The organism is Blautia sp. AM29-29 (assembly GCF_003480555.1).
Classification (GTDB): Bacteria; Bacillota; Clostridia; order Lachnospirales; family Lachnospiraceae; genus Fusicatenibacter; species Fusicatenibacter saccharivorans.
Genome location: NZ_QUJD01000007.1, coordinates 22,996 through 45,926 on the forward strand (window position 1 = coordinate 22,996; position 22,931 = coordinate 45,926).

Sequence of the window (22,931 nt, forward strand, 5' to 3'; positions counted from 1 at the left end):
CTGCATGGCAAATACAACAAAGGGAAGCGGGAAGACAAAGAAAAAAACTTCTGCTTCCGGAACAGCAAAAAAGAAACAGACCCAAACAACGGCCAGAAAAACAACGGTGAAAAAGAGCAGTACCGCAAAACGTACCTCCGGCACAAGGAAAAACACAGTCCGTGAGCCGATGGACGAGGGAGTGCGCGCAGAAATTATTCTGCTTTCCGTGCTTGCTGTTTCGATTCTGCTGATGCTCAGTAATTTCGGTATGGGCGGCGTGATCGGACAGGCTGTCTGCGACTTCTTTTTCGGCCTTTTCGGCGTGACAGAGTGGGCAGCACCGGTTCTGATCTTCTTTGGAACAGCATTTTACATAGCAAACAGACAGAACTTTTTAATTGTGCGGAAAACCGGGGGAGCGATCAGCTGTTTCGTCTTTTTCTGCGCTTTTATGCAGCTTCTGGCGTCCGGCTATACGAGAGATACGACATTTCTGGATTACTATTTTGACAGCGCCTACGATCATCTCGGCGGAGGAATCTTAGGAGGGTCTGTCGTGAAAATTCTCGGCATGGGATTCGGCCAGATCGGCGCGTGGGTGATTATTGTGATCGCCATCGTGATTTCCGTGATCGTGATGACGCAGAAGCCGATTCTCGCGCCGATCCATGAAAAGACGAATGACCACCGCCGGATGGCGGAGGAGCGCCGCCAGGAGCGTCTGGCGCGCCAAGCTGCGATGGAGGAAGAGGAAGGAAAAGAGCTGATTCTTGAGCCAGTGGAGGAACCGAAAAAAGCCGGGAAGAAAAAGAAATCCCGCCTTCTTTCTCATGTGGAATCGAAGGCTGATTTAAACGAAAACGACGATACCCATCAGATGGAGATGCCGGAGCTTTCGATTCACCGTGGTTCTGTGCCGGCTGAAGAGCCGGAAAAGACAGGACCGGAGATGACACGGCAAGCTGCAGAAGAGGCGAAAAAAGAGAAAACGTCTGCGGATCATACGAGAAATCCGCGGTCTTCCTGTGAAGAGATCGAGGCGGATATAGACGGCATTCGTCAGGAAATCGGGAAAAAAGCAGAGGAAAAGCGGCCGGAGTACAAAACACCGCCGATGAATCTTCTGAAAAAAGGGATGCGCGGTGCCATGGGCGATTCCGATGCGCATTTGCGGGAAGTAGCGCGGAAACTGGAGGAGACGCTGGACAGCTTCGGTGTCAAAGTTACAGTCAATAACGTAAGCTGCGGACCGACCGTCACACGGTATGAGCTGATGCCGGAACAGGGCGTGAAAGTAAGCCGGATTGTCGGATTGACCGACGATATCAAGCTGAGTCTTGCAGCAGCAGATGTCCGCATTGAGGCACCGATCCCGGGAAAATCCGCAGTCGGAATCGAGGTTCCAAATAAGACGAACACGGCCGTGATGCTGCGTGATCTTCTTGAAACACCGGAGTTTAAGAACTTTTCTTCGAATCTGGCCTTTGCTGTCGGAAAAGACATCGCCGGTCAGCCGGTCATCGCAGATATCGCGAAAATGCCTCATCTTCTGATCGCCGGTGCGACCGGTTCCGGTAAATCGGTCTGCATCAACACACTGATTATGAGTATTATTTATAAGGCAAAACCGGAAGACGTCAAACTGATCATGATCGACCCGAAGGTCGTTGAGCTTTCTGTTTATAACGGCATTCCGCACCTTTTTATTCCTGTTGTCACAGACCCGAAAAAGGCTTCCGGAGCTCTGAACTGGGCGGTTGCGGAGATGACAGACCGTTATAACAAATTTGCGGAATTCAACGTGCGCGATATGAAAGGCTACAATGCAAAAGTTGCCGAGCTGCCGCCGGATGAAAACGGCAAAAAACCGGAAAAACTGCCGCAGATCGTCATTATCGTGGATGAGCTTGCCGACCTGATGATGGTTGCGCCGGGAGAAGTGGAGGATGCGATCTGCCGTCTGGCACAGCTTGCCCGTGCGGCCGGCATCCATCTGATTATTGCAACACAGAGACCTTCCGTCAATGTCATCACTGGTCTTATCAAGGCAAATATGCCGTCCCGTATTGCATTCTCGGTTTCTTCCAGCGTAGATTCCCGTACGATCCTCGACATGGGAGGTGCGGAAAAACTGCTTGGAAAAGGCGATATGCTCTACAAGCCGCAGGATTACCAGAAACCGGCCCGTCTGCAGGGATCCTTTGTTTCGGATAAAGAGGTCAGCGATGTCGTTGCCTACTTAAAAGATCACTACGGCGAGAACGCTTATGATCCGGATATCGAAAAACGGATTCACACCGTAAGCCTGGATGGCGGTTCTGCCGCAGGCGGCGGAGATAACCGCGATAATTACTTCGTGGAAGCCGGAAAATTTATCATCGAAAAAGATAAGGCATCGATCGGCATGCTCCAGAGAGTGCTGAAAATCGGTTTCAACCGCGCGGCCAGAATCATGGATCAGCTCGCGGATGCCGGTGTCGTAGGACCGGAGGAAGGAACCAAGCCGAGAAAAGTTCTGATGTCCATGGAACAGTTCGAAAATTATCTGGAGGAACACGGATGATGGGAAAAGATGTTGTCCGTTGTTTACAAATAACCGGAAACGTGATAAAGTATTAACATAAAATGCGCGAAAATCCAAGTCGTGCTTTTGTTAAAATATTTCTAACAAGATTAGGAGGATATTATGTACAAGATTCAAGAAGCGGAAATGCTCGCGAATAACATCTACCGTATGGTAGTAGAAGCACCGCGAGTAGCACAGCACTGCCTCCCTGGACAGTTTGTTATTGTCAAGGCAGATGAAGAAGGAGAAAGAATTCCTCTGACCATTTGTGATTACGATAGAGAAGCAGGAACTATCACCATCGTATTCATGCCGATCGGAGAATCTACCAAAAAAATGAAAGATCTCAAAGCGGGAGATGCTTTCATGGATTTCGTAGGACCTCTGGGACAGCCGTCCGAGTTTTGCAGCGAAGATATCGAAGAACTGAAGAAAAAACGGATCGTATTCGTAGCCGGCGGTGTTGGAACTGCACCGGTTTACCCGCAGTTAAAATGGCTGCATGAGCATGGAATCACTGCTGACGCCATTGTCGGAGCAAAGACAAAAGATCTCGTTATTCTCGAGAAAGAAATGTCTGCTGTCAGCAATCTGTACATAACCACAGACGATGGTTCTTACGTAAGAAAAGGTATGGGTACCGATGTACTCCGCGACCTTGTACAGAACCAGGGCAAACAGTATGATGTCTGTGTTGCCATCGGACCGATGATCATGATGAAATTCGTATGTCTTCTGACAAAAGAACTGAACATCCCGACCGTTGTCAGCATGAACCCGATCATGGTAGACGGAACCGGTATGTGCGGTGCCTGTCGTCTAATGGTAGGCAATGAAGTAAAATTTGCCTGCGTAGACGGACCGGAGTTTGACGGTCATCTGGTAGACTTCGACCTGGCTATGAAACGTCAGCAGATGTACAAGACAGAAGAGGGAAGAGCTCTCTTAAGATACCAGGAAGGCGCAACCCATCACGGCGGATGCGGCCAGTGCGGAGGTGACAAATAATGGCAAAGGGATTAAACAGAGTACCGGTACGTGAGCAGGAGCCGAAGGTACGTGCCACAAATTTTGACGAGGTATGTCTTGGATACAACAAAGACGAAGCAGTAGAAGAAGCACAGCGCTGCCTGGGCTGTAAAAATGCAAAATGTATCACAGGATGCCCGGTTAATATCAACATTCCGGCATTCATTGCACAGGTAAAAGAAGGAAACTTCGAGGAAGCATACAAAATTATCGGTGAGTCCAGTGCACTCCCGGCAGTCTGCGGCCGTGTATGTCCGCAGGAGAGCCAGTGCGAGGGCAAATGTGTCCGCGGAATCAAAGGCGACGCTGTTTCCATCGGCAAACTGGAGCGTTTCGTTGCTGACTGGGCAAAAGAAAACGGTATCAAACCGGTTCCGGCAGCAGAGAAAAACGGCCACAAGATCGCGGTTATCGGTTCCGGCCCTGCAGGTCTTACCTGCGCAGGAGACCTTGCAAAACTTGGCTACGATGTAACCATCTTCGAGGCACTTCACAAAGCCGGCGGTGTATTAAGCTACGGTATTCCGGAGTTCCGTCTTCCGAAAGACAAAGTAGTTGCCGCTGAAATCGAGAACGTAAAATCTCTCGGTGTTAAAATTGAGACCAACGTTATCATCGGAAAATCCGTTACCATCGACGAGCTGTTAAAAGACGAAGGATTTGAAGCAGTCTTCATCGGTTCCGGTGCAGGCCTTCCGATGTTCATGGGAATCCCGGGTGAGAACGCAAACGGCGTATTCTCCGCAAACGAGTTCCTGACCAGAAACAACCTGATGAAAGCATTCCGCGATGATTACGATACCCCGATCGCACACGGCAAGAAAGTTGCTGTAGTCGGCGGCGGCAACGTAGCTATGGACGCTGCAAGAACCGCACTTCGTCTCGGCGCAGAGGTACACGTTATTTACCGTCGTTCTGAGGCAGAGCTTCCGGCCCGTGCAGAGGAAGTTCATCATGCAAAAGAGGAAGGTATCATCTTCGACCTTCTGACCAACCCGGTAGAAATTCTGACCGACGACAAAGACTGGGTAACCGGTATCCGCTGCATCCGTATGGAACTTGGCGAGCCGGACGCTTCCGGAAGAAGAAGACCGGTTGAGATTCCAGGATCTGAGTTCGAAATTGAAGTAGACGAAGTTATCATGTCTCTTGGTACTTCCCCGAACCCGCTGATTTCTTCCACCACCTACGGTCTGGATGTCAACAGAAGAAAATGTATCGTAGCTGAGGAAGAAACCGGAAAGACCAGCAAAGAGGGCGTTTACGCCGGCGGTGACGCTGTAACAGGTGCAGCAACCGTTATCCTTGCTATGGGTGCCGGAAAAGCCGGAGCTAAAGGAATTGATGAGTATATCAAAAGCAAAAATGCATAAGGCATTGCTTTTCTAAACTAAAAGCCATATAGACGCGGACAAAAAGTGATCTATATGGCTTTTGGTGTTTTTGACAGATATCCGAAAGGGTTTTAAGATTACAGAATGAAAATTACGATATTAACAGTAGGAAAAATCAAAGAAAAATATCTACGGGATGCGATCGCCGAGTATTCCAAGCGCCTCAGCCGCTATGCAAAGCTGGAAATTATCGAGGTGGCGGATGAAAAAACGCCGGACAACGCGAGTGAAACCGTAGAGACGAATATCAAAAATAAAGAAGCAGAACGCCTTCTCAAATATATCCGGGATGACGCTTATCTGATTACATTGGAAATTAAGGGAAAACAGCTCACATCCGAGGAGCTGGCCCAGAAAATAGATACGCTCGGCGTGCAGGGAACGAGCCATATTATTTTTGTGATCGGTGGTTCCTTAGGGCTTGGCGAGGAAGTTCTGAAGCGTTCGAACTATGCGCTCAGTTTTTCGAAAATGACATTTCCGCATCAGTTGATGCGGGTTATTCTGCTGGAACAGATTTACCGGAGCTACCGCATTAACTGCGGGGAGCCATATCATAAATAGCTGCGAATAAGAGAGGTGTGATTGCGATGCGTGAAATGCGTTTAAAAAAGCGGGAGATTACAGATCCTGAAATTTTAAGAGAAATTCTGGAAAGCTGCGAGGTTGTGCGGATCGGGGCGATGGATGAGGAAGGCATGTTTATCGTGCCGATGAATTATGGATATGATGTCCGGGAAGAAGATGGAACTCTTCACGTCTGTCTGTACCTGCATGGGGCAAAAGAAGGGCGGAAGGCGGCTGCATTTGCAGCGGATCCGCGCGTAGCGGTGGAGATGGATTACAACCATGAAGTGATTACAGGTGACTATACGTGTGCGTATTCCTATGCGTACCGCAGTATCATGGGAAACGGAACCATCACGGAGGTGACAGATCCGGAGGTAAAGAAGAAAGGCCTGGAAAAAATCATGGCGCATATCGCACCGGAGGCGAAGATCGCTTTTCTACCAGAGATGGTGGAGCGCGTTGCCGTATGGCGCATAGACATCGATACATTTACCGGCAAAGAGCGCAGACGAAAATAGAGTGTTCGAAGCTCCGCAGGCTGCAGACGGAAAAAGACAGCAGAAAGGACAGCAGAAATGATTAAAATTGATCTGATTACAGGCTTCCTTGGCTCAGGGAAGACGACTTTTTTGAAACAGTACGCAAAGTATCTGATGGCACAGGGAAAGAACATCGGCATCCTGGAGAATGATTTTGGGGCAGTCAATGTGGATATGCTGCTTCTGCAGGAACTGCGCGGCGATCAGTGCGAGCTGGAGATGATTTCCGGCGGATGCGACAAAGAGACACACCGCAGACGATTCCGCACGAAACTGATCTCGATGGGCATGAGCGGCTACGACCGCATTCTCGTGGAACCGTCGGGGATTTACGATGTGGATGAGTTCTTTGACACGCTGTATGACGAGCCGCTGAACCGCTGGTATGAGGCGGGAAGCGTCATCACGATTCTGGATGCCGGGCTCGATGAGAAGCTGTCGGAGGAAGAAGAGTATCTGCTGGCTTCCGAGGCGGCGAACGCTGGTAAAATCGTGCTGAGCAAAGTACAGAATGTTTCGGAGGAAAAGAAAGAAGAAACGATTGCCCATCTGAACCGCACGCTCGAGCAGGCAGGCTGCAGAAGACAGTTTTCTGATGCAGAAATTTTACAGAAAAACTGGGATGATCTGACAGAGGATGATTTCAAAATGCTCTCCGAATGCAGTTACCGTTCGGAGGATTACCGGAAGCTGGATTTCGGCGAGCAGCAGACATTTGATTCGCTCTGCTTTCTGGAGCCGAAGATTACGGAAGAAGCGCTGAAAAAGGCAGCAGAAGCAATCTTTGCGGATCCATCATGCGGCAATGTATTCCGGATCAAAGGAATTGTAAAGACGGGCGAAACTGTGTGGAGCGAAATCAATGCGACGCGGGAACAGATGACATTCCAGGCAGTGCCGGAGAGCCAGGAAGTGCTGATTGTAATCGGCGCGGGGCTTTCGAAAGAGCGGATTAGTGGAATTCTCGGAATTAAGTAAAAAATGGAGCATGACGGAAAGGGGTATTTTCCATCATGCTCCTGCTGGTTTGGCTAAATAGCAGTTACTGTGAAATGCGCTGCCGTTCTGACAGTGTGGGGAACGGAATGATTTTGGAATCCCGTGCATCATCCGGTGTACAAAGAGCAGTCAACGGCTGCGGCTGATTTTCCATGGTCTGGAAGGAGAGAATGCCATCTTTCCATAAAACGACATCATCCGGTGAATGGACGGCAAAATAGCGGTGCAGCACATCGAAAAGAGAGGATGGAACTGCCGCAAGATCGTGCTCGGGATCGCTGGAATATAGAAAGATCCGGCTTCCCGGAAAACGACGGGAATGGATACCGGCAGAGGGAGCGGTAAAATCCGGGTTTTCGGTAAAATATAAGGATCTTTCTGCGGGTCCGGAAAACGGAATAGACAGCGTTGTGGAAACAACTGGCGCTTCTTCTGCAAGGGCTGGCTGCTTCTGAAATTTGCACAGGAATGGAATATTTTGAAAAAATGTATATTTCTTTCTCATAAGACTCACCTTTCAGCCGGAAAAGATCTGGCATTTGGCAGGGTGGATGTTATCGTTTACTTTAATTTTATCTTATCAGAAGTGCAGAAATAACAGGGTTAAACATTTGTAAAAAGCGTGTAAAACATCTTAAAGAGAAAGAAAAGAAAGGGGAAATCATATGGAACAGGAAGTAATGCAGGCCATTCGGGCAGAACTGGAAAGCAATATAGATGCAAAATACCGGGAATTTCACAGCTCTCTTGTGCCGGGACAGAACTGTCGGATTCTTGGTGTCCGCATTCCGGTTTCGCGACGGATTGCAAAAGCGACAGCAAGAGACCATTATGAAGTTTATACCGAACAGTTTAATCCAGAAGTCTACGAGGAGCTTCTGATCCGCGGAATGATGATCGGCTACGGAAAGCTGACCAGTGAAGAACAGACGGCAGAACTGGACCGCTTCGTGCCGATGATCAACAGCTGGGGAATCTGTGACAGCTCCTGTGCAACGTGCCATTTTATGAAGAAAGACCAGGAGTATTGGTATGGATATCTGCAGAAATGGCTGAAAAGCAGCCGGGAATATGAAATCCGGTTTGGTGTTGTGTGTCTGCTGGACTTTTTTATCAACGAAGCGTATATCGATGCTGTGCTGGAGGAGATGAAAAAGATTCATCACGATGGCTATTACGTAAAAATGGCCGTCGCCTGGGCAGTATCGATCTGTTATATTTATTTTCCGGAAAAAACACAGAAACTGCTGAAAGAAAACAGTCTCGATGACTGGACACATAACAAAACAATTCAGAAAATCAGAGAGTCGCTACGGATCAGCAAAGAAGAAAAAGAGATGCTGAAAACCTGGAAGAGATAAAAAGAAAACCGTATCGCCGCGTTTCGAATATCGCAGCAATACGGTTTTCTTTCTCTTTTTTGAACTTATTCGTCCCATCCCTCAAAAAGCCGGATGTTGACGGCAATATTTCTTGCAATTTCACCTTCGCTTTTCCCGAGATCTGCCACATCCGATACCGGCGGAAAATCAGGTTCTTCTTCCGTCAGTTCCAGAGAGATCCAGTCATAGGCGGAGTGAATGGCATCTTCCAGCGCCTCGTCGAGGGTATCCCCTTTTGCATAGCAGCAGGCGAGATCTGGAAAATAACCTTCGTAGGTTCCCTGTTCGGTTTTATGAAAAACGGCTGGATAAGTAAATTTCATAGTGTTTCTTCCTTCTTCCTTTTCTTTTTCACGGAAATTCTTTTTTATCGTAGCACTTTTTCTCAAAAGATACAATGCCTAAAATACAATTGATCGTATTTGTAATCTATGCTAGAATGAAAAACAGATAATTGGAAAATACAAATGAAACCAAGGGAGGATTTCTCTTTGATAAAAGTAATTTTGTGGGACATCGACGGAACACTTCTGAATTTTAAGATGTCGGAACGATATGCAATTGAGTACTGTTTCAACAAGTTTCATATGGGAACCTGCACGGACGAAATGTTGCAGCGCTACAGCGTGATCAACCGCGGTTACTGGGAGCGGCTGGAGACGGGAGAGCTTACGAGAGAACAGGTGATGCTTGGACGGTTCCATGAATTTTTTGAATCGGAAGGATTGCCGACGGATCAGGTAAAAGTATTCAATGATGAATATCAGATCCGCCTCGGCGATAAGGCTTTCTTCTGCGATCACGGAGATGAACTGGTAAAACAGCTGAAAGCTACCGTAAAACAGTATGCAGTAACAAATGGAACCACTGTTGCACAGGAGCGTAAACTCCGCTTTTCCGGGCTTGATCAGCTTCTGGACGGCGTTTTTATCTCGGAACAGGTCGGTGTGGACAAGCCGCAGAAGGCTTTTTTTGATGCGGTATGGAACGAAATCGGAAGTTATGCACCGGATGAGGTTGTGATCGTCGGCGACTCCCTCACAAGTGATATCCGCGGCGGAAAAAATGCAGGAATCCTGACCTGCTGGTACAACCCGGATCATCTTCCGAACAAAATTGAAGTTACACCGGACTGTACCATCGACAATCTTCAGGATATCCTTTCGTATCTGGATGAAAGCAGGTGATTTGCTAATGAGAACACGCGTATTACAGGAAAAAAATTATGCGGAGCGGATGCAGAATGGTGTGGAGCCGTACCTCGCCGCTCATGCAGAAGAATTTTACTGGGAAAGGGAGAGCGGTCATCCGATTCATGTTCTTCGTTACCGCGCATTCCGCCCGAGAGGTGTTGTTGTAATTTCACACGGTTTTACGGAAAATGCAGAGAAATATAAAGAGATCGTGTATTATTTTATCAAAGAGCATTTTCATGTTTATCTGCCGGAACACTGCGGCCACGGAAAGAGCTACCGTCTGGTGGATGATCCGTCGCTTGTTTATGTCGATTCCTACCATCGTTATGTAGAAGATCTGCTCTTTGTTGCACGAAAAGCAAAAGCAGAGGCATGCGGTCTTCCGCTCGTTCTCTATTCTCACTCGATGGGCGGCGGAATCGCAGCAGCAGCGGCCGCCAAAGCGCCGCATCTGTTCCGGAAAGTGGTCTTGAGTTCGCCGATGATCCGTCCGCTGACCGGAAAAGTGCCGTTCGCCGATGCAAAACGGATCGCAGCTTTTGCCTGTGCCACAGAACGAGGCACACAGTATGTGGTAGGACAGAAACCATACCAGGGAATCGAAAGCTTTAAACAAAGTTCGTCCCTCTCCCGTCCGCGCTTTCTCTATTACCAGCAGAAGCGGGAAAAAGAGCCGCTGTATCACCTAAATGCCGCTTCTTACGGATGGCTCCATGCCGCCGCACATCTGTACCGCGATCTGATGCGGAGCGGATGGAAACGGATCGAGGCTCCTGTCCTTTTATTTCAGGCGGAGAACGATCATCTTGTGTCCAACCGTGCCCAGGAGCGGATGATCCGGAAAATGGCAGAACGCCGTCCCGGCATGGCAAAAATGGTAAAAGTACCGGGCGCAAAGCATGAATTGTTTGGAACCAGAGGGCGCATGCTCCAGACGTACTGGAATATGGTATTTGCTTTTCTGGAAAAAGATCTGTAACAAAAGAGAAGGGATGACAAAATGACACAGACAGAAATCGAAGAATATATTACCCAGTTTCCTATCTATCAGTATGCATTTGTAAAACCGGAGGACATCGAATTCAATGACCGGGTCCGCCAGATCTGCAAAAAGGAGTGCTCCCGCTACGGAGCCTCCTGGTCCTGCCCGCCGGCGGTAGGCACTGTTGAAGTCTGTAAGGAGCGTTGCATGAACTACGATCACGTTCTGTTCTTCTCCAGCATCGCAGAAGTGGACAACATCATGGATATGGATGAGACATTAAAAACAAAATCGGAGCACGAAAAAATCACACGCGAAATCGAGCAGCATTTAAAAGACAAAACCCTGCTCACCTTCGCCCTTTCCTCCGATTCCTGCCAGCTCTGCGATAAATGTACCTACCCGAGAGGCGGCTGCCGCCATCTTGAACTGATGCATCCATGCATCGAGAGCCACGGCATCGTTGTTGCAAACCTGATTGAAAAAAACATGATGGATTATTACCTCGGCGAGCATATGGTCATATGGTTCAGCATGATTTTCTATAAAGAATCGTAATCTGTGATGTAATTTTCCATTCTTTCAAACGTATTTACAGTAGAGGATTTCGCTGTAAGAAATTCAGAAAATACACAAGAGGGGGAATGAAATATGCTGAGAAAGGCAGGAAATTTTCTCAGGTATCTGTTCGGTATTCTGATGATGCTGGCGGGAGCCGGTTACTGGAAAGAGGAGAAGGCATATGCATTGTCACTGCTGCTGCTTGGAATCTTTTTGCTTCCGGTTACCTGGAATACGATAAAGAAACGGTTTCATGTGGCGAAAGCACTTCCTGTGCTGCTTCCTGTGCTGCTGCTGGTTTCCGCCTGTGCGCTGACACCTGTGACGTACAGCAGTAAGGAAACACAGAAGGCATCTGCAGAGTCTGTTTCCGTCAGCGTTACGGCAGCGCCGACGAAAAAAGCGACGCCGACCCCGACTGAAACATCAACACCAACGCCGACAGCAACACCGACCGAAACACCAACGCTGACCGCTACCCCGACTCCGACTGCTACCCCAACTCCAACGGCTGACCCGACCGAGACGCCGACACCTGAGCCAACCATAGAAGCTGCGGCGGAAGAAACCGTCGAAACGCAGGCAGCGGAAGAATCACAGCCGGCAGTGACTGCCGAAGAACCGCAGGTAACGGAAGCACCGCAGGAATCGGATCCGTATGGAGGACAGCTCGTGTGGATTTCAGAGACCGGATCGAAGTACCATAACAAAAATAACTGCGGCAGAATGAATCCGGATCGGGCATATCAGATGACGAGAGAAAATGCAGAAGCCCAGGGGTATGAACCCTGCAAAAAATGTTTTTAAAAAAGAGAAATGAAACCCCGCAGCCTGATCGGGCAGGAAACCCCAGCGGCTGTGGGGTATTTTTGTGCTTTTTTCTGCATAAAATAGCGATAGAACAAAAAGCAGACCCGCAAAGCGGAGGAGGTTTTGGATGCGAAAAAAGAAAAAGCAGAAAAAATCACTCCATCCGCCGGGCGGGGAGCTGCTTTCGGCGATGCAGGTTCCGTCAGATCTTGCTTTTGGCGAGCCGGTTGTGACGTTTTACGGCGGGAGAGAAGTGCAGATTGAAAATTACCGCAGGATTCTGGAATATAATGCGTGCCGCCTCTGTGTGCTTACACAATACGGCAGGCTGCTCCTTGTGGGAGAGGGAATCCGGATTGTTTCGTATTCCGGGGAGGAGATGCGGGTGGAAGGGAGAATCGATCAGGTGACGTTTCAATAAGTGTAATGATTCCAATCATTCCAATGCTGAAAAGGGGGTGTGCGTTTGCAGAGGGGAAAGGTTTTCTGGAAAGGCAATGTGCGGATTCGTGTGACGGGCCGTGAACCGGAGCGTTTTTTCAATCTGTGCGGGCACCATAACATCACACTGTGGGACGTGACAGAACATCAGGACTGCTTTGAGATGAGCCTTCTGCCGGAAGATTTCTTCCGTCTCCTGCCGATCCGCCGCAAGAGCGGTGTGCGCATCCGAATACAGAAAAAACAGGGACTGCCTTTCTTTTACCGGCGAAGTTTAAAAAGAAAGGCGTTTTTTATTGGCATTTTTCTCTGTCTGGCGGGACTTTATATACTGTCGCAGTTTATCTGGAATATTCATGTGGAAGGAAACTACGCGAACAGTACGCAGACGATTTTAAACAGCCTGGATGCGGCCGGGATTCATCATGGAATCTGGAAAAAACGAGTGGACTGCAGCAAAACCGCATCGTATCTGCGGGAGCAGTTTCCCAATCTGACCTGGGTGTCCGCAAAAATAGAAGGGACGCAGCTTGTCCTTGCGGTAAAAGAAAACGTAGACGGCTATGTGATCGAAGAAAAAGCAGATGATCCGCAGAATCTTGTGGCGAAAAAAGAAGGGACGGTCGTGCGCATTATCACACGGAACGGCATTCCGCAGGTGCTCCCAGGCGATACGTGCCAGGCAGGTGATATTCTCGTAAAGGGCGAGATTCCGCTTGTGAATGACAGCGGGGAGACGTACGGCTATTCTTATGTCCACGCAGATGCGGATATCGATCTCGAGACGACGTGGTACTATTATGATACCTTTCCGCTTTCCCATACGGTACGGACATATCAGAAAGCAGAGAAAAAAACGCCGGTATTCCAGATTTCTGCTTACCGATTTTTCCTTGGAAATCTGCTGCCGGAGAATTTTGTGGCGAGTTTGCGGAGCATGACCGGAACGGCGGATCAGAAAACAGAGAAAAGGGAAAATGGAGCAGACGAGGAAGTGTCCCTTCAGCAGCTTTATCTGACAGAAAACTTTGCCCTTCCGTTTTATTTCGGCTACCGTCAGAAATTTCCTTTTGAAGTTCAGAAAGAAACTTACTCAGAACACGAGGCAAAAGAAAAAGCCTCGCAGAATTATCAGAAATTCCACAGAAATTTATCAGAAAAAGGACTTCAAATATCGGAAAATCATGTTACAATAGAACTTAACGATACGTCATGTATCACAAAAGGGACACTTCGTGTGATAGAACGGGCCGTAGAAGCACAGCCCTGCGAAATGCAGAAGGTGTCGGATGGAAAGGAATCAATGGTAGATGAACAGCAATAACAACATGATAGAACTGCAGATGGAACTGCCCATCGAACATGAAAAGAAAGTATTCGGCCAGTTTGATGAACACATCAAAATCCTGGAGAGATCCCTGGCGGTTACGCTGATCTCCCGGGACGGCGTTTTAAAAATTGTAGGCCCGGCATCGAATGCAGCGCGCGCAAAGGAATGTCTGACACAGCTTCTGGAGCTTTCACGCCGCGGAAACGATATCACGACACAGAACGTCAATTATGCAATTTCACTTGTTATGGAGGACAGCGGAAGCAGCCTTGCGGAAATCGACAGCGACTGCATCTGCCACACCGTTGCAGGCCGTCCGGTCAAACCGAAAACACTCGGTCAGAAAGCGTACGTGGATGCGATCCGGGAAAAGATGATCGTCTTCGGCGTCGGCCCTGCCGGAACCGGAAAAACGTACCTTGCGATGGCGATGGCGATCACGGCATTCCGAAACGATGAGGTAGGCCGTATTATCCTGACGCGTCCGGCGATTGAGGCGGGTGAAAAACTCGGTTTCCTGCCTGGCGACCTGCAGAGTAAAATTGACCCGTATCTGCGGCCGCTCTACGACGCGCTGTATCAGATCATGGGAGCAGAGAGCTTCCAGAAAAACATGGAAAAAGGCCTGATTGAGGTTGCGCCGCTCGCGTACATGCGAGGCCGTACGCTCGACAATGCGTTTATTATCCTTGATGAGGCACAGAATACGACACCGGCGCAGATGAAGATGTTCCTGACCCGTATCGGTTTCGGTTCCAAAGTCATTGTAACCGGAGATGCCTCTCAGAAGGACCTTCCTTCCGGTACACGCTCCGGCCTTGATGTGGCAATGCAGGTACTGAAAAAAGTAGACGGAATTTCCTTCTGCGAGCTGACGAGCAAGGACGTTGTCCGTCATCCGCTGGTGCAGAAGATTGTACAGGCTTACGATGAATATGAAAAGAAAGCAAAGCCGGAAAATCACAGCGGCAGAGCAAAAAGTACGACGAGAAAACGGAGGGAAAATAAATGACACTGACGTTTGAAAATGAACAGGATTTTGACCTTGGATTTGATCCGGAAGAGGTTGCAGCAGCGGTAATCAATGGTGTGCTGGATCAGGAAGCGTGCCCGTATGAGGCAGAAGTAGAACTGATTCTGACTGATCCGGAAAATATCCGCACCATGAACCGGGAACACAGAAACATTGACCGGGAGACAGACGTGCTTTCTTTCCCGATGGTAGATTATCCTTCTCCGGCTTCGTTCGATTTTCTGGAGACGGAAGAGGGAGATGACTGTTTTAACCCGGACAGCGGTGAGCTGATGCTGGGTGATATTGTGATTTCTGTTGCGCGCGCAAGAGCGCAGGCGGAGGAATACGGTCATTCTTTAAGACGCGAATTTGCTTTTCTTGTTGCACACAGTATGCTGCATCTTCTGGGTTATGATCATATGACACCGGAGGAAGCAGCCGTGATGGAGGCAAAGCAGGAAGAGGTGCTGCAGCGTCTCGGTATCACAAGAGACTGATTGAAAGAAGAAAAGGAGGGGTCTTTATCAAAAAGAGAGGGTTTTACACATTGGGGATTGCTCTGCTGGGAAGCATGATGCTGTTCGGATGCCGGAAAATTGGGGAAACGGCACCGGAAACTGCATCGGCAGGAACTTCTTATGTCTCAGAAGAGACAGCAGGGGAAAGCAAGACAGAAACGAAAGCTACGGAACCACCGGCCCCGACCGAAGATCCGGCACCGGAACCGCTGGTTCCGGAAGCGATTGAGCCGACACCCGCGGAGGATGCGCTGCCGGAAGGTATGGTGAAAAGTTATCTGACAGGAGAACCTGTCGCCGAAGTACAGGGAAGAAGGCGCCCGGTGGCGGTTATGCTGAGTAATATCATCAGCGCCTGCCCGCAGAGCGGTATCAGCCGTGCGGGAGTGATCTATGAAGCGCCGGTCGAAGGCGGCATTACGCGCCTGATGGGGCTGTTTGAAAACTATGATGATCTCGAAAAGATCGGATCGGTGCGGAGCTGCCGTGAATATTATGTGTATCTGGCGGCTGGTTTTGATGCCCTGTATTATCATTACGGACAGGCGGCGTATGCGATTCCGCTGCTCGAATCGGATCACATAGACAATGTGAATGGCATGGAGTATTCGGAACAGGTGTATTACCGGACGTCGGATCGTCCGTCGCCGCACAATGCGTATTTGGATGCGGCCGGGATTGCAGCGGGAATCGATCTCTGCGGCTACCGGACATCTTACAAAGACGGTTATGACGGATTTTTCCAGTTTGCATCCGAGACAGAACCGGAAACGCTGGAACAGGGACGAAATGCCGCCTATGTGGCACCGGGCGGATATTTCCACAACAATCCGTGGTTTTCGTACGATGAGGCGAGCGGCACGTATTTGCGTTATCAGTTCGGGGAACCGCAGATCGATGAGATGACACAGGAACAGCTTGCGGTGAAGAACATTATCGTGCAGTACTGTTCCTGGAAAAAGTATGATGACAATGCGGAATATCTCGATATCGATGTGGTAAACGGCGGAACGGGAACGTATATCACAAGCGGAAAGGCCATCGACGTGACATGGAGCAAGGATGATCCGTGGGGCGTCACAAAATACCGGGATGGGAATGGCGATGAGATTAAGTTGAATCCTGGAAAAACATGGGTTCTGATTGTACTGGATAATTATACAGACGAGACTGAAATCCGGTGATTGAAAACCGGATTTCAGATTTTTCGCGGATCTGCTGGACAGATACCGTGTTTTGCGGTAAGATAAAGAGAAAATTCCGGTAATTTAAAGGAGCGAAATACAGAAAATGGAAATTAATATACAGAGAATTAACGAACTTGCCCGCAAGGCGAAAGCAGAGGGGCTGACGCCGGCGGAGAAAGAAGAGCAGCAGAAGCTGCGGAGAGAATATATTGCAGCCGTGAAAATGAACCTCCGTACCCAGCTCGACAATATTGATATGCAGGAGAAAGACGGAACAATCGTAAATCTGGGGGAGCGCTATGGAAGCAAAAGGAAACATTAGAAAAGAAGTTTTTGCCCGAAGAAGAGCAGCCACACAGGAAGAAATTCAGGAAAAGAGCCGTATGATTTATGAAAAAATCACGGCTCTGCCGGAGTTTCTGGATGCGGACTGCTTTTTTGCGTATATGGACTTCAAAAAAGAAGTCATGACACGGGATCTGATCGAGAAGGCCCTGCAAATGGGAAAGACGGTCGCTGTGCCGCGCGTGGAAGACGATGATATGGTTTATTATGAGATCAAAGATTTCTCCACGCTGAAATCCGGCTATTTTGGCATTATGGAGCCGGACGGCGGAAAGGTCTGCACGCGGGAAGAGGGCTTTCTGCTGGTACCCGGTGTGGCCTTTGATCCGGCGCGCCACAGAGTCGGATATGGAAAAGGATTTTATGACCGCTTTCTTGCCGCACATCCAGGGTTTACAACGGTTGCAGCGGCGTTTGAGTTTCAGCTGTTTGATGCGGTGCCGTTTGAAGAGACGGATGTTCTGCCGCAGATGCTGGTGACAGAGCAGAAGATTTACCGTTAGCAGCCAATCACGATAAGACAACACGAGGAGGAGACGAATATGATAAGTCTGGAAGAAATCGGAACAAGAGCCCGTGGGGCGGAACCTGTGCTTCGCATCATGGGGACAGAGACGAAAAACCGTGTGCTGAAAAAAGCAGCGGAAAATCTTGTGGCGGATGCCGATGCGATTATCGCGGCAAATGCGCTGGATATGGAGCATGGAAGAGAAAAAGGAATGTCCAAAGGTCTTCTGGATCGGCTGTTTCTGGATCAGAGTCGCATCGAGGCGATGGCGGAAGGTCTCTGTCAGGTATCCGAGCTGGACGATCCGATCGGGGAAGTTCTCGGTATGAAAAAACGGCCGAACGGTCTTCTGATCGGGCAGAAACGTGTTCCGCTTGGTGTTGTCGGAATCATCTATGAAGCACGTCCGAATGTAACAGCGGATGCGTTTGCACTCTGCTTTAAGACGGGAAATGTCGTGATTTTGAAGGGCGGAAGTGATGCGATCCACTCAAATATGGCGATTGTTGCCTCACTGCGGAAAACACTGAAGGAGGAGCAGGTGCCGGAGGATGCGCTGCTTCTGATCGAAGATACTTCACGTGAGACAACGGCACAGTTTATGAAGATGAACCGCTATGTCGATGTTCTGATTCCGCGCGGCGGTGCCGGACTGATCCGCGCTGTCGTGGAAAACAGCACGATTCCTGTCATTGAGACGGGAACCGGAAACTGTCATATCTACGTGGATGAAACAGCCGATCTTTCCATGGCAGTGGATATTATTCTGAATGCAAAGACACAGCGTGTCGGCGTCTGCAATGCGTGTGAATCCATCGTAGTGCATGAAAACGTGCGTGAAAAACTGCTGCCGGTTCTCGCAGAACGATTGAAAGAGAAACAGGTGGAGATGCGCGCAGACGAGAAGGCAAGAGAATACATGCCGGGAGCAGAAGCAGCGACAGAAGAGGACTGGGGAAAAGAGTATCTCGACTATATCGTATCCATTAAAACGGTTTCCTCTATCGACGAAGCGATCGCGCACATCAACCGCTACAACACAAAACACTCCGAGGCGATCATCACCAACGACTACACCCACGCCCAGAAATTCCTGGACGAAATCGACGCAGCGGTGGTCTACGTCAACGCCTCCACCCGCTTCACCGACGGCTTCGAATTCGGCTACGGTGCCGAAATCGGAATCAGCACCCAAAAACTCCACGCCAGAGGCCCGATGGGACTGCTGGCGCTGACCTCGATTAAATTTGTGGTATATGGGAATGGACAGGTACGGTCATAGAAAGGAGACAAAAACATAATGACAGCAATGAGAGAAGAAGCATTTGAATTATTGGAAAAAATGCCAGAAGATAAACTAGTGTTTATTATTCAGATTATGCAGGGTGTAAACAGTCTTTATAATAGCGGTGCTGTTGAATCGAAAAAAGATGCTTTTTTACGAATGGAGCAAATAAGAAAAAAAGGAAATGTTCAGGATGACGATGCTGAATTGGCATCTTATAGAGAGGAAAAATAAATGCGTGCATTGCCGCACACTCTGTTTCTAATATGTTTTTTATTTTAAGAAAGACATATGACGTAAAAGAAAGAAGAGAACTTCTCCTTAGCTTATTTGAAATTTTTGATGTAGAAGGAATTGATTCAGAAAAACTAATGAAAGGTCTGAAAAATGAAACATTTTCAGATTTTGAAGACTGTTTGCAGATGGAATGTGCCGAATCATTTTGCGCACAATATATTGTTACAAGAAATACAGCAGATTATGTGACTTCAAACATACCTGCGGTTACTCCGACGGAATATTTGGAATCGGAACGGTAGCAGCTGCTTTTACGATGGGAAAAGGTATTGTGCTGATGGGAAAACTGCTGGATAAAAAGTTTGCGTTTGTCTCCGTTTTATCACCGGAAAGACCGTAAAATGCAGGGCTGATATTTGATCGTAAAAAATTAGAAAAAAATGTAAAATCCTCTTGAAACCAAGGGGATTTTACTATATAATGAGCAGGACAAAAACAACTGCAGAGTAAGTTCATATGCGTAAAGTGCTCCCGGGATAGAGAGTAGCCAGGGAGACGAAAAGAGAAAATCTTGCGGTATATGAATTGCATCTCGCTGCAACAGAAGATAGAGACAAGAGATTATCTCCTATTGTAGTCAGATATCTGTAAAGGAGGTAATTTTTTTATGCAGAAAAATGCAAATGAAACAGCAAAAGAAACAAAAAACATGTTTCTGCAGTCAGCAAAAGAGCTGAAAGCAGTCACAACCCTCGCAGCCTGTGCCATGTTCGCAGCGCTGGCGATGATTCTGAACCAGGTAGCATCGATTGATATCGGACCTTATGTCCGCATCGGATTTTCCGGAATCCCGAACCGCCTTGTCGATTACCTGTTCGGACCAGTGACAGGATGTCTTTTCTCCGGCATTCTTGATGTCGTAAAATACTTCCTGAAACCGAGCGGCCCGTTCTTCTTCGGATTCACCTTTAATGCGATGCTGGCATCTTTTATGTATGGATGCTTCTACTATCGCAAAAAACTGACCATCAAACGTGTGCTTGCAGCCAAGTTCATCGTTATGCTGACTGTCAACGTACTGCTGAACACCCTGTGGATCAGCATGCTGTATGGAAAAGGAATCATGGTGCTTCTTCCGGCACGTGCCTTAAAGAACCTGATTATGTGGCCGATCGATTCCATCATTTTCTACAGCCTGACGAAGTTGATCGAGCAGACCGGCGTCTTCCGCATGTTCCATGCAAGAACCGCTGCACAGGCACAGAGATAAAGAAAAATTCAGACACCATCAAAACGATACATTTACCAATCTGCAGAAAAGGTACTGTCCGCCAGAACAAAAAGGAAGCGGATGGGTTTTGTCGGAAAAGAAAAGCGAAAAAGAACTGCGGCAGGAACTTCCCCAAAAGGAAGCCTGCCGCAGTTCTTTTTGTATGAAAATCCCATCAGGCGGACAGCGATTTTACCGATATCCGTGATCTGACCAGTCATGGTTTTTGATCCGCTCGTAATCCTCCTCTGTAATCGGAAGAATCGTTCCATGCTTGTAGCCGTATGGGAACGAGAAGGAAGCATCAGAACGAACAAATTTTCCGGAAGCAAGGCTGTCTGCAACAAACGGCACATATCCCTGGCCGGCACCCGGAACGCCGTAGTAGTCAAGGAACAGACACCATCTGCTGTCATCAAGTTGTACTGCGGTCGGAGCCTCATAGAGACCGCTCTCTACATCTTTCATGCTCTCATCGAAGCTTTCCATCCGCACATACGGGCCGGCCGCATGGTCGGAGCGGAGCAGAATAATTTTCGCCGGATTGCTTTCACTCTTTACGAAAAGATAATAAACCCCATTCTCTTCATAGATCGCCGAATCAATCACGCCGCTGTCCTCTTTTTCGTACAGAACCTGCGGAGCTGAAAAATGAACAAAATCCTTCGTTGTGCTGTAATAGATTTTTTTGGGACCGTAATCGTTTGCTGCATGGGAAGAAGACCAATGCAGAACGTACTCACCGTTTTCTTTATCGTAAATCAGATCCGGTGCCCAGAGGCAGCCGAAGTCATCATCACCGATTTTTACAAGACGCTGGTCGCTCCAGTTTACGAGATCCTCTGATTCCCAGACGGAGAAATACTTGCTGCCGTTTCTGCCGATCTCATCCCAGGAATTGTGATACTGATTCCGCATACCGTAAGAAAGACTCAGGTCAGTGGCGAAAATATAATATTTCCCGGTTTCTATGCTGTGAGTGATAGTAAAGTCGCGTACACCCTTATCTCCATAATACGTCCAGAGAACAGGAGCGCCGTCGTTGACAGCTTCCCAGTGGAAACCATCGCGGCTGATGCCGAAATAAACCTGTTCGCCGTCCGGTGTTGTTTTTTCCCGAAAATGAACAAATAAATATGCCTGTGCCATAAAATAAAACTCCTTTATGCATATGTTTGGATGAAAAATTCAGATGTTCTGTTTTTCAGGCCATACCTTATACGGTTCCATTATTTTGTAAGACGGATCACATTCCAGCTGTGTTTTCCAAGAACGGTGTGCATTTTTCCATTCTCCAGTTTGGTGGCATCGGAATGGGTCGGAGTAACGTGGTTCGGATCTGCTTCGGTGTTGACCGCTTTCATATCGTCGTTTGTCAGCACGATGTGCTCAGCCAGACGGCATCTTTCGAACTGACGCAGATCGCAGGAAACCTCCATATCCTCATCCAGGCTCTTGTTGACTGCAAAAATGGTCAGTGCATCGTTTTCCTCATCCCAGATGCAGACAGAATCGAGATACGGAGCTTCGCCGTACGTTTTGCTCTCGTAAACCGGTGTCAAAACCTGTGTATTTAAGACGGTTCCGCGGCCGTATACGCTTGCATGCATGTATGGATAGAAGATCGTCTGACGCCATGCACCGGTATCGGATGTCATGATCGGAGCGATAACGTTGACAAGCTGTGCGAGGCAGGCAATCTTGACACGGTCTGCGTGGCGCAGGAGTGTGATCAGCATGCTTCCGACGAGAAGTGCATCCTCAAAGTTGTAAACATCCTCAAGCTGATGCGGTGCGCGTACCCATTTCTCCAGCTTCTGATCCTGCTCATTGCTGTGATACCATACGTTCCACTCATCGAAGGAAAGGTTAATCTGCTTTTTGCCGTGTTTTTTCGCTTTGACTGCATCACAGATCGCAACTACACCGGAGATGAAATCATCCATGCCCTTGGAGCTTGCCAGAAAATCGACAGTATCATTTGCATAATTTCCGTAGTACTGGTGTAAAGAAAGGTAATCCACCTCATCATAGCATTCGTCCAGAACCGTATATTCCCAGGAACCGAAGGTTGGCATCGTAAGATTGGAGCTTCCGCAGGCAACAGTTTCGATCGTCGGATCCATGAATTTCATCAGACGGGAAGTCTCTGCTGCAATACGTCCGTACTCAGAAGCGGTCTTATGTCCCATCTGCCACGGTCCGTCCATCTCGTTGCCGAGGCACCAGAGTTTGATGTTGTGTGGATCTTTGTAACCGTGGGATTTTCTCAGATCACTGTAGTAGGTGCCGCCCTTGAAGTTGCAGTACTCCAGCACATTTTTTGCGTCTTCCGGTCCGCGGGTTCCGAGATTGACGGCCATCATAATATCACTGCCGGCTTTTTTCGACCAGTCAGCAAACTCATTCAGACCGAATTCGTTTGTCTCAATCACGCCCCAGGCAAGATCTGGTTTTGCAGGCCGTTTGTCTTTCGGGCCTACGCTGTCTTCCCAGTGAAAACCGGAGACAAAGTTTCCGCCCGGGTAACGGACGATCGGTACCTGAAGCTCTTTGACAAGATCCAGGGTATCTTTTCGGAAGCCCTGCTCGTCGGAGAGAGCACTTCCTTCCTGATAGATGCCCTCGTAAACGGCGCGTCCCAGGTGCTCGATAAAGGAACCGAAGATTCGTTTGTCAACTTTTCCGGTAAGAAAATATTTGTCAATGATAATCTCTGCTTTTTTCATACTTAAAAATCCTCCTGTTAAAAGAAATGTTCGTTTTCAGACACGATCCAGAAAAA

Annotated in this window: 27 protein-coding genes and 1 riboswitch; of the genes, 23 read left to right on the plus strand and 4 right to left on the minus strand. The window is 48.4% G+C overall.

Annotated features, from left to right (window positions below; all coding sequences use genetic code 11):
* The first annotated feature begins 4 nt into the window (after positions 1-4).
* From DW769_RS06445 to DW769_RS06470, 6 genes are all read left to right on the plus strand, one after another.
* A complete protein-coding gene (locus DW769_RS06445; RefSeq protein WP_082424934.1) occupies positions 5-2,545 on the plus strand; it encodes an FtsK/SpoIIIE family DNA translocase in 2,541 nt (846 codons plus the stop codon).
* 123 nt (positions 2,546-2,668) lie between these two features.
* On the plus strand, positions 2,669-3,556 hold the full coding sequence (locus DW769_RS06450; protein ID WP_055217977.1) for a sulfide/dihydroorotate dehydrogenase-like FAD/NAD-binding protein: 888 nt from the start codon (positions 2,669-2,671) through the stop codon (positions 3,554-3,556).
* Complete coding sequence (gene gltA / locus DW769_RS06455; protein WP_022462566.1) at positions 3,556-4,950, plus strand: NADPH-dependent glutamate synthase; 1,395 nt, start codon at positions 3,556-3,558, stop codon at positions 4,948-4,950. The genes DW769_RS06450 and gltA overlap by 1 nt, the downstream gene beginning before the upstream one ends.
* A gap of 105 nt (positions 4,951-5,055) precedes the next feature.
* Complete coding sequence (gene rlmH / locus DW769_RS06460) at positions 5,056-5,535, plus strand: 23S rRNA (pseudouridine(1915)-N(3))-methyltransferase RlmH (protein ID WP_022462565.1); 480 nt, start codon at positions 5,056-5,058, stop codon at positions 5,533-5,535.
* 26 nt (positions 5,536-5,561) lie between these two features.
* The gene (locus DW769_RS06465) at positions 5,562-6,059 is read left to right on the plus strand and encodes a pyridoxamine 5'-phosphate oxidase family protein (RefSeq protein WP_022462564.1); all 498 of its coding nucleotides are present in this window, start codon (positions 5,562-5,564) and stop codon (positions 6,057-6,059) included.
* 57 nt (positions 6,060-6,116) lie between these two features.
* Complete coding sequence (locus DW769_RS06470; protein WP_118697237.1) at positions 6,117-7,058, plus strand: GTP-binding protein; 942 nt, start codon at positions 6,117-6,119, stop codon at positions 7,056-7,058.
* A 64-nt stretch (positions 7,059-7,122) separates the two neighbouring features.
* Here DW769_RS06470 and DW769_RS06475 read toward each other — a convergent pair whose 3' ends face one another.
* A complete protein-coding gene (locus DW769_RS06475) occupies positions 7,123-7,584 on the minus strand; it encodes a hypothetical protein (RefSeq protein ID WP_055217971.1) in 462 nt (153 codons plus the stop codon).
* A 160-nt stretch (positions 7,585-7,744) separates the two neighbouring features.
* On the opposite strand from DW769_RS06475, the gene DW769_RS06480 reads away from it, so the two are divergent.
* A complete protein-coding gene (locus DW769_RS06480; RefSeq protein ID WP_118750147.1) occupies positions 7,745-8,440 on the plus strand; it encodes a DNA alkylation repair protein in 696 nt (231 codons plus the stop codon).
* A 65-nt stretch (positions 8,441-8,505) separates the two neighbouring features.
* Here the strand turns inward: DW769_RS06480 and DW769_RS06485 are convergent, their stop codons facing one another.
* The gene (locus DW769_RS06485) at positions 8,506-8,784 is read right to left on the minus strand and encodes a type II toxin-antitoxin system HicB family antitoxin (protein ID WP_055228190.1); all 279 of its coding nucleotides are present in this window, start codon (positions 8,782-8,784) and stop codon (positions 8,506-8,508) included.
* A gap of 168 nt (positions 8,785-8,952) precedes the next feature.
* On the opposite strand from DW769_RS06485, the gene DW769_RS06490 reads away from it, so the two are divergent.
* From DW769_RS06490 to DW769_RS06560, 16 genes are all read left to right on the plus strand, one after another.
* Positions 8,953-9,648, plus strand: a complete 696-nt coding sequence (locus DW769_RS06490; RefSeq protein WP_055217965.1) for a YjjG family noncanonical pyrimidine nucleotidase — start codon at positions 8,953-8,955, stop codon at positions 9,646-9,648.
* Positions 9,649-9,655: 7 nt separating this feature from the next.
* Positions 9,656-10,636, plus strand: a complete 981-nt coding sequence (locus DW769_RS06495; protein WP_055267855.1) for an alpha/beta fold hydrolase — start codon at positions 9,656-9,658, stop codon at positions 10,634-10,636.
* A gap of 21 nt (positions 10,637-10,657) precedes the next feature.
* Complete coding sequence (locus tag DW769_RS06500; protein WP_055217961.1) at positions 10,658-11,197, plus strand: DUF2284 domain-containing protein; 540 nt, start codon at positions 10,658-10,660, stop codon at positions 11,195-11,197.
* A 93-nt stretch (positions 11,198-11,290) separates the two neighbouring features.
* Positions 11,291-12,007: a hypothetical protein gene (locus tag DW769_RS17180; protein ID WP_055217959.1), complete on the plus strand. Its 717-nt coding sequence runs from the start codon at positions 11,291-11,293 to the stop codon at positions 12,005-12,007.
* A 130-nt stretch (positions 12,008-12,137) separates the two neighbouring features.
* Positions 12,138-12,431: a YabP/YqfC family sporulation protein gene (locus DW769_RS06510; RefSeq protein WP_022462556.1), complete on the plus strand. Its 294-nt coding sequence runs from the start codon at positions 12,138-12,140 to the stop codon at positions 12,429-12,431.
* Positions 12,432-12,476: 45 nt separating this feature from the next.
* Positions 12,477-13,775: a sporulation protein YqfD gene (locus DW769_RS06515; protein WP_158579801.1), complete on the plus strand. Its 1,299-nt coding sequence runs from the start codon at positions 12,477-12,479 to the stop codon at positions 13,773-13,775.
* The gene (locus tag DW769_RS06520; protein WP_022462554.1) at positions 13,762-14,793 is read left to right on the plus strand and encodes a PhoH family protein; all 1,032 of its coding nucleotides are present in this window, start codon (positions 13,762-13,764) and stop codon (positions 14,791-14,793) included. Before DW769_RS06515 ends, DW769_RS06520 begins: the two co-directional genes overlap by 14 nt.
* Positions 14,790-15,293 carry an rRNA maturation RNase YbeY gene (ybeY, locus tag DW769_RS06525; RefSeq protein WP_055228185.1) on the plus strand — a complete coding sequence of 168 codons (504 nt, stop codon included), beginning with the start codon at positions 14,790-14,792 and terminating at the stop codon, positions 15,291-15,293. The genes DW769_RS06520 and ybeY overlap by 4 nt, the downstream gene beginning before the upstream one ends.
* A 50-nt stretch (positions 15,294-15,343) precedes the next feature.
* Complete coding sequence (locus DW769_RS06530; RefSeq protein WP_055217951.1) at positions 15,344-16,498, plus strand: DUF3048 domain-containing protein; 1,155 nt, start codon at positions 15,344-15,346, stop codon at positions 16,496-16,498.
* Between the two features lie 106 nt (positions 16,499-16,604).
* Positions 16,605-16,823, plus strand: a complete 219-nt coding sequence (locus DW769_RS16815) for a DUF896 domain-containing protein (RefSeq protein WP_022462552.1) — start codon at positions 16,605-16,607, stop codon at positions 16,821-16,823.
* Complete coding sequence (locus DW769_RS06540) at positions 16,801-17,349, plus strand: 5-formyltetrahydrofolate cyclo-ligase (protein WP_117508969.1); 549 nt, start codon at positions 16,801-16,803, stop codon at positions 17,347-17,349. Before DW769_RS16815 ends, DW769_RS06540 begins: the two co-directional genes overlap by 23 nt.
* Before the next feature lie 42 nt (positions 17,350-17,391).
* The gene (locus DW769_RS06545) at positions 17,392-18,636 is read left to right on the plus strand and encodes a glutamate-5-semialdehyde dehydrogenase (protein ID WP_416388257.1); all 1,245 of its coding nucleotides are present in this window, start codon (positions 17,392-17,394) and stop codon (positions 18,634-18,636) included.
* An 18-nt stretch (positions 18,637-18,654) separates the two neighbouring features.
* A complete protein-coding gene (locus tag DW769_RS06550) occupies positions 18,655-18,873 on the plus strand; it encodes a UDP-N-acetylenolpyruvoylglucosamine reductase (RefSeq protein ID WP_117508967.1) in 219 nt (72 codons plus the stop codon).
* 32 nt (positions 18,874-18,905) lie between these two features.
* Positions 18,906-19,178, plus strand: a complete 273-nt coding sequence (locus tag DW769_RS17265) for a PIN domain-containing protein (RefSeq protein WP_118594420.1) — start codon at positions 18,906-18,908, stop codon at positions 19,176-19,178.
* The gene (locus tag DW769_RS06555) at positions 19,091-19,276 is read left to right on the plus strand and encodes a DUF6198 family protein (protein WP_334294721.1); all 186 of its coding nucleotides are present in this window, start codon (positions 19,091-19,093) and stop codon (positions 19,274-19,276) included. The genes DW769_RS17265 and DW769_RS06555 overlap by 88 nt, the downstream gene beginning before the upstream one ends.
* Before the next feature lie 100 nt (positions 19,277-19,376).
* Positions 19,377-19,476: riboswitch (THF riboswitch) on the plus strand.
* A gap of 67 nt (positions 19,477-19,543) precedes the next feature.
* Positions 19,544-20,146 (plus strand): folate family ECF transporter S component, encoded by a 603-nt coding sequence (locus tag DW769_RS06560; protein ID WP_022461732.1) that lies wholly within the window; start codon positions 19,544-19,546, stop codon positions 20,144-20,146.
* Positions 20,147-20,338: 192 nt separating this feature from the next.
* Here the strand turns inward: DW769_RS06560 and DW769_RS06570 are convergent, their stop codons facing one another.
* Both DW769_RS06570 and arfA read right to left on the minus strand, forming a co-directional pair.
* Complete coding sequence (locus DW769_RS06570; protein WP_117508964.1) at positions 20,339-21,295, minus strand: glycoside hydrolase family 43 protein; 957 nt, start codon at positions 21,293-21,295, stop codon at positions 20,339-20,341.
* Between the two features lie 80 nt (positions 21,296-21,375).
* Positions 21,376-22,875, minus strand: coding sequence for an arabinosylfuranosidase ArfA (gene arfA / locus DW769_RS06575; protein WP_118666250.1), 1,500 nt, complete (start codon positions 22,873-22,875; stop codon positions 21,376-21,378).
* Positions 22,876-22,931 lie beyond the last annotated feature (56 nt).

What these genes read in the sequence shown, in the direction of transcription:
- DW769_RS06445 (WP_082424934.1), top strand. Translation starts at nt 5, where the DNA reads ATGGCAAATACAACAAAGGGAAGCGGGAAGACAAAGAAAAAAACTTCT.
- DW769_RS06450 (WP_055217977.1), top strand. Translation starts at nt 2,669, where the DNA reads ATGTACAAGATTCAAGAAGCGGAAATGCTCGCGAATAACATCTACCGT.
- gltA (WP_022462566.1), top strand. Translation starts at nt 3,556, where the DNA reads ATGGCAAAGGGATTAAACAGAGTACCGGTACGTGAGCAGGAGCCGAAG.
- rlmH (WP_022462565.1), top strand. Translation starts at nt 5,056, where the DNA reads ATGAAAATTACGATATTAACAGTAGGAAAAATCAAAGAAAAATATCTA.
- DW769_RS06465 (WP_022462564.1), top strand. Translation starts at nt 5,562, where the DNA reads ATGCGTGAAATGCGTTTAAAAAAGCGGGAGATTACAGATCCTGAAATT.
- DW769_RS06470 (WP_118697237.1), top strand. Translation starts at nt 6,117, where the DNA reads ATGATTAAAATTGATCTGATTACAGGCTTCCTTGGCTCAGGGAAGACG.
- DW769_RS06475 (WP_055217971.1), bottom strand. Translation starts at nt 7,584, where the DNA reads ATGAGAAAGAAATATACATTTTTTCAAAATATTCCATTCCTGTGCAAA.
- DW769_RS06480 (WP_118750147.1), top strand. Translation starts at nt 7,745, where the DNA reads ATGGAACAGGAAGTAATGCAGGCCATTCGGGCAGAACTGGAAAGCAAT.
- DW769_RS06485 (WP_055228190.1), bottom strand. Translation starts at nt 8,784, where the DNA reads ATGAAATTTACTTATCCAGCCGTTTTTCATAAAACCGAACAGGGAACC.
- DW769_RS06495 (WP_055267855.1), top strand. Translation starts at nt 9,656, where the DNA reads ATGAGAACACGCGTATTACAGGAAAAAAATTATGCGGAGCGGATGCAG.
- DW769_RS06500 (WP_055217961.1), top strand. Translation starts at nt 10,658, where the DNA reads ATGACACAGACAGAAATCGAAGAATATATTACCCAGTTTCCTATCTAT.
- DW769_RS17180 (WP_055217959.1), top strand. Translation starts at nt 11,291, where the DNA reads ATGCTGAGAAAGGCAGGAAATTTTCTCAGGTATCTGTTCGGTATTCTG.
- DW769_RS06510 (WP_022462556.1), top strand. Translation starts at nt 12,138, where the DNA reads ATGCGAAAAAAGAAAAAGCAGAAAAAATCACTCCATCCGCCGGGCGGG.
- DW769_RS06520 (WP_022462554.1), top strand. Translation starts at nt 13,762, where the DNA reads ATGAACAGCAATAACAACATGATAGAACTGCAGATGGAACTGCCCATC.
- ybeY (WP_055228185.1), top strand. Translation starts at nt 14,790, where the DNA reads ATGACACTGACGTTTGAAAATGAACAGGATTTTGACCTTGGATTTGAT.
- DW769_RS16815 (WP_022462552.1), top strand. Translation starts at nt 16,605, where the DNA reads ATGGAAATTAATATACAGAGAATTAACGAACTTGCCCGCAAGGCGAAA.
- DW769_RS06540 (WP_117508969.1), top strand. Translation starts at nt 16,801, where the DNA reads ATGGAAGCAAAAGGAAACATTAGAAAAGAAGTTTTTGCCCGAAGAAGA.
- DW769_RS06550 (WP_117508967.1), top strand. Translation starts at nt 18,655, where the DNA reads ATGACAGCAATGAGAGAAGAAGCATTTGAATTATTGGAAAAAATGCCA.
- DW769_RS17265 (WP_118594420.1), top strand. Translation starts at nt 18,906, where the DNA reads ATGTTTTTTATTTTAAGAAAGACATATGACGTAAAAGAAAGAAGAGAA.
- DW769_RS06560 (WP_022461732.1), top strand. Translation starts at nt 19,544, where the DNA reads ATGCAGAAAAATGCAAATGAAACAGCAAAAGAAACAAAAAACATGTTT.
- DW769_RS06570 (WP_117508964.1), bottom strand. Translation starts at nt 21,295, where the DNA reads ATGGCACAGGCATATTTATTTGTTCATTTTCGGGAAAAAACAACACCG.
- arfA (WP_118666250.1), bottom strand. Translation starts at nt 22,875, where the DNA reads ATGAAAAAAGCAGAGATTATCATTGACAAATATTTTCTTACCGGAAAA.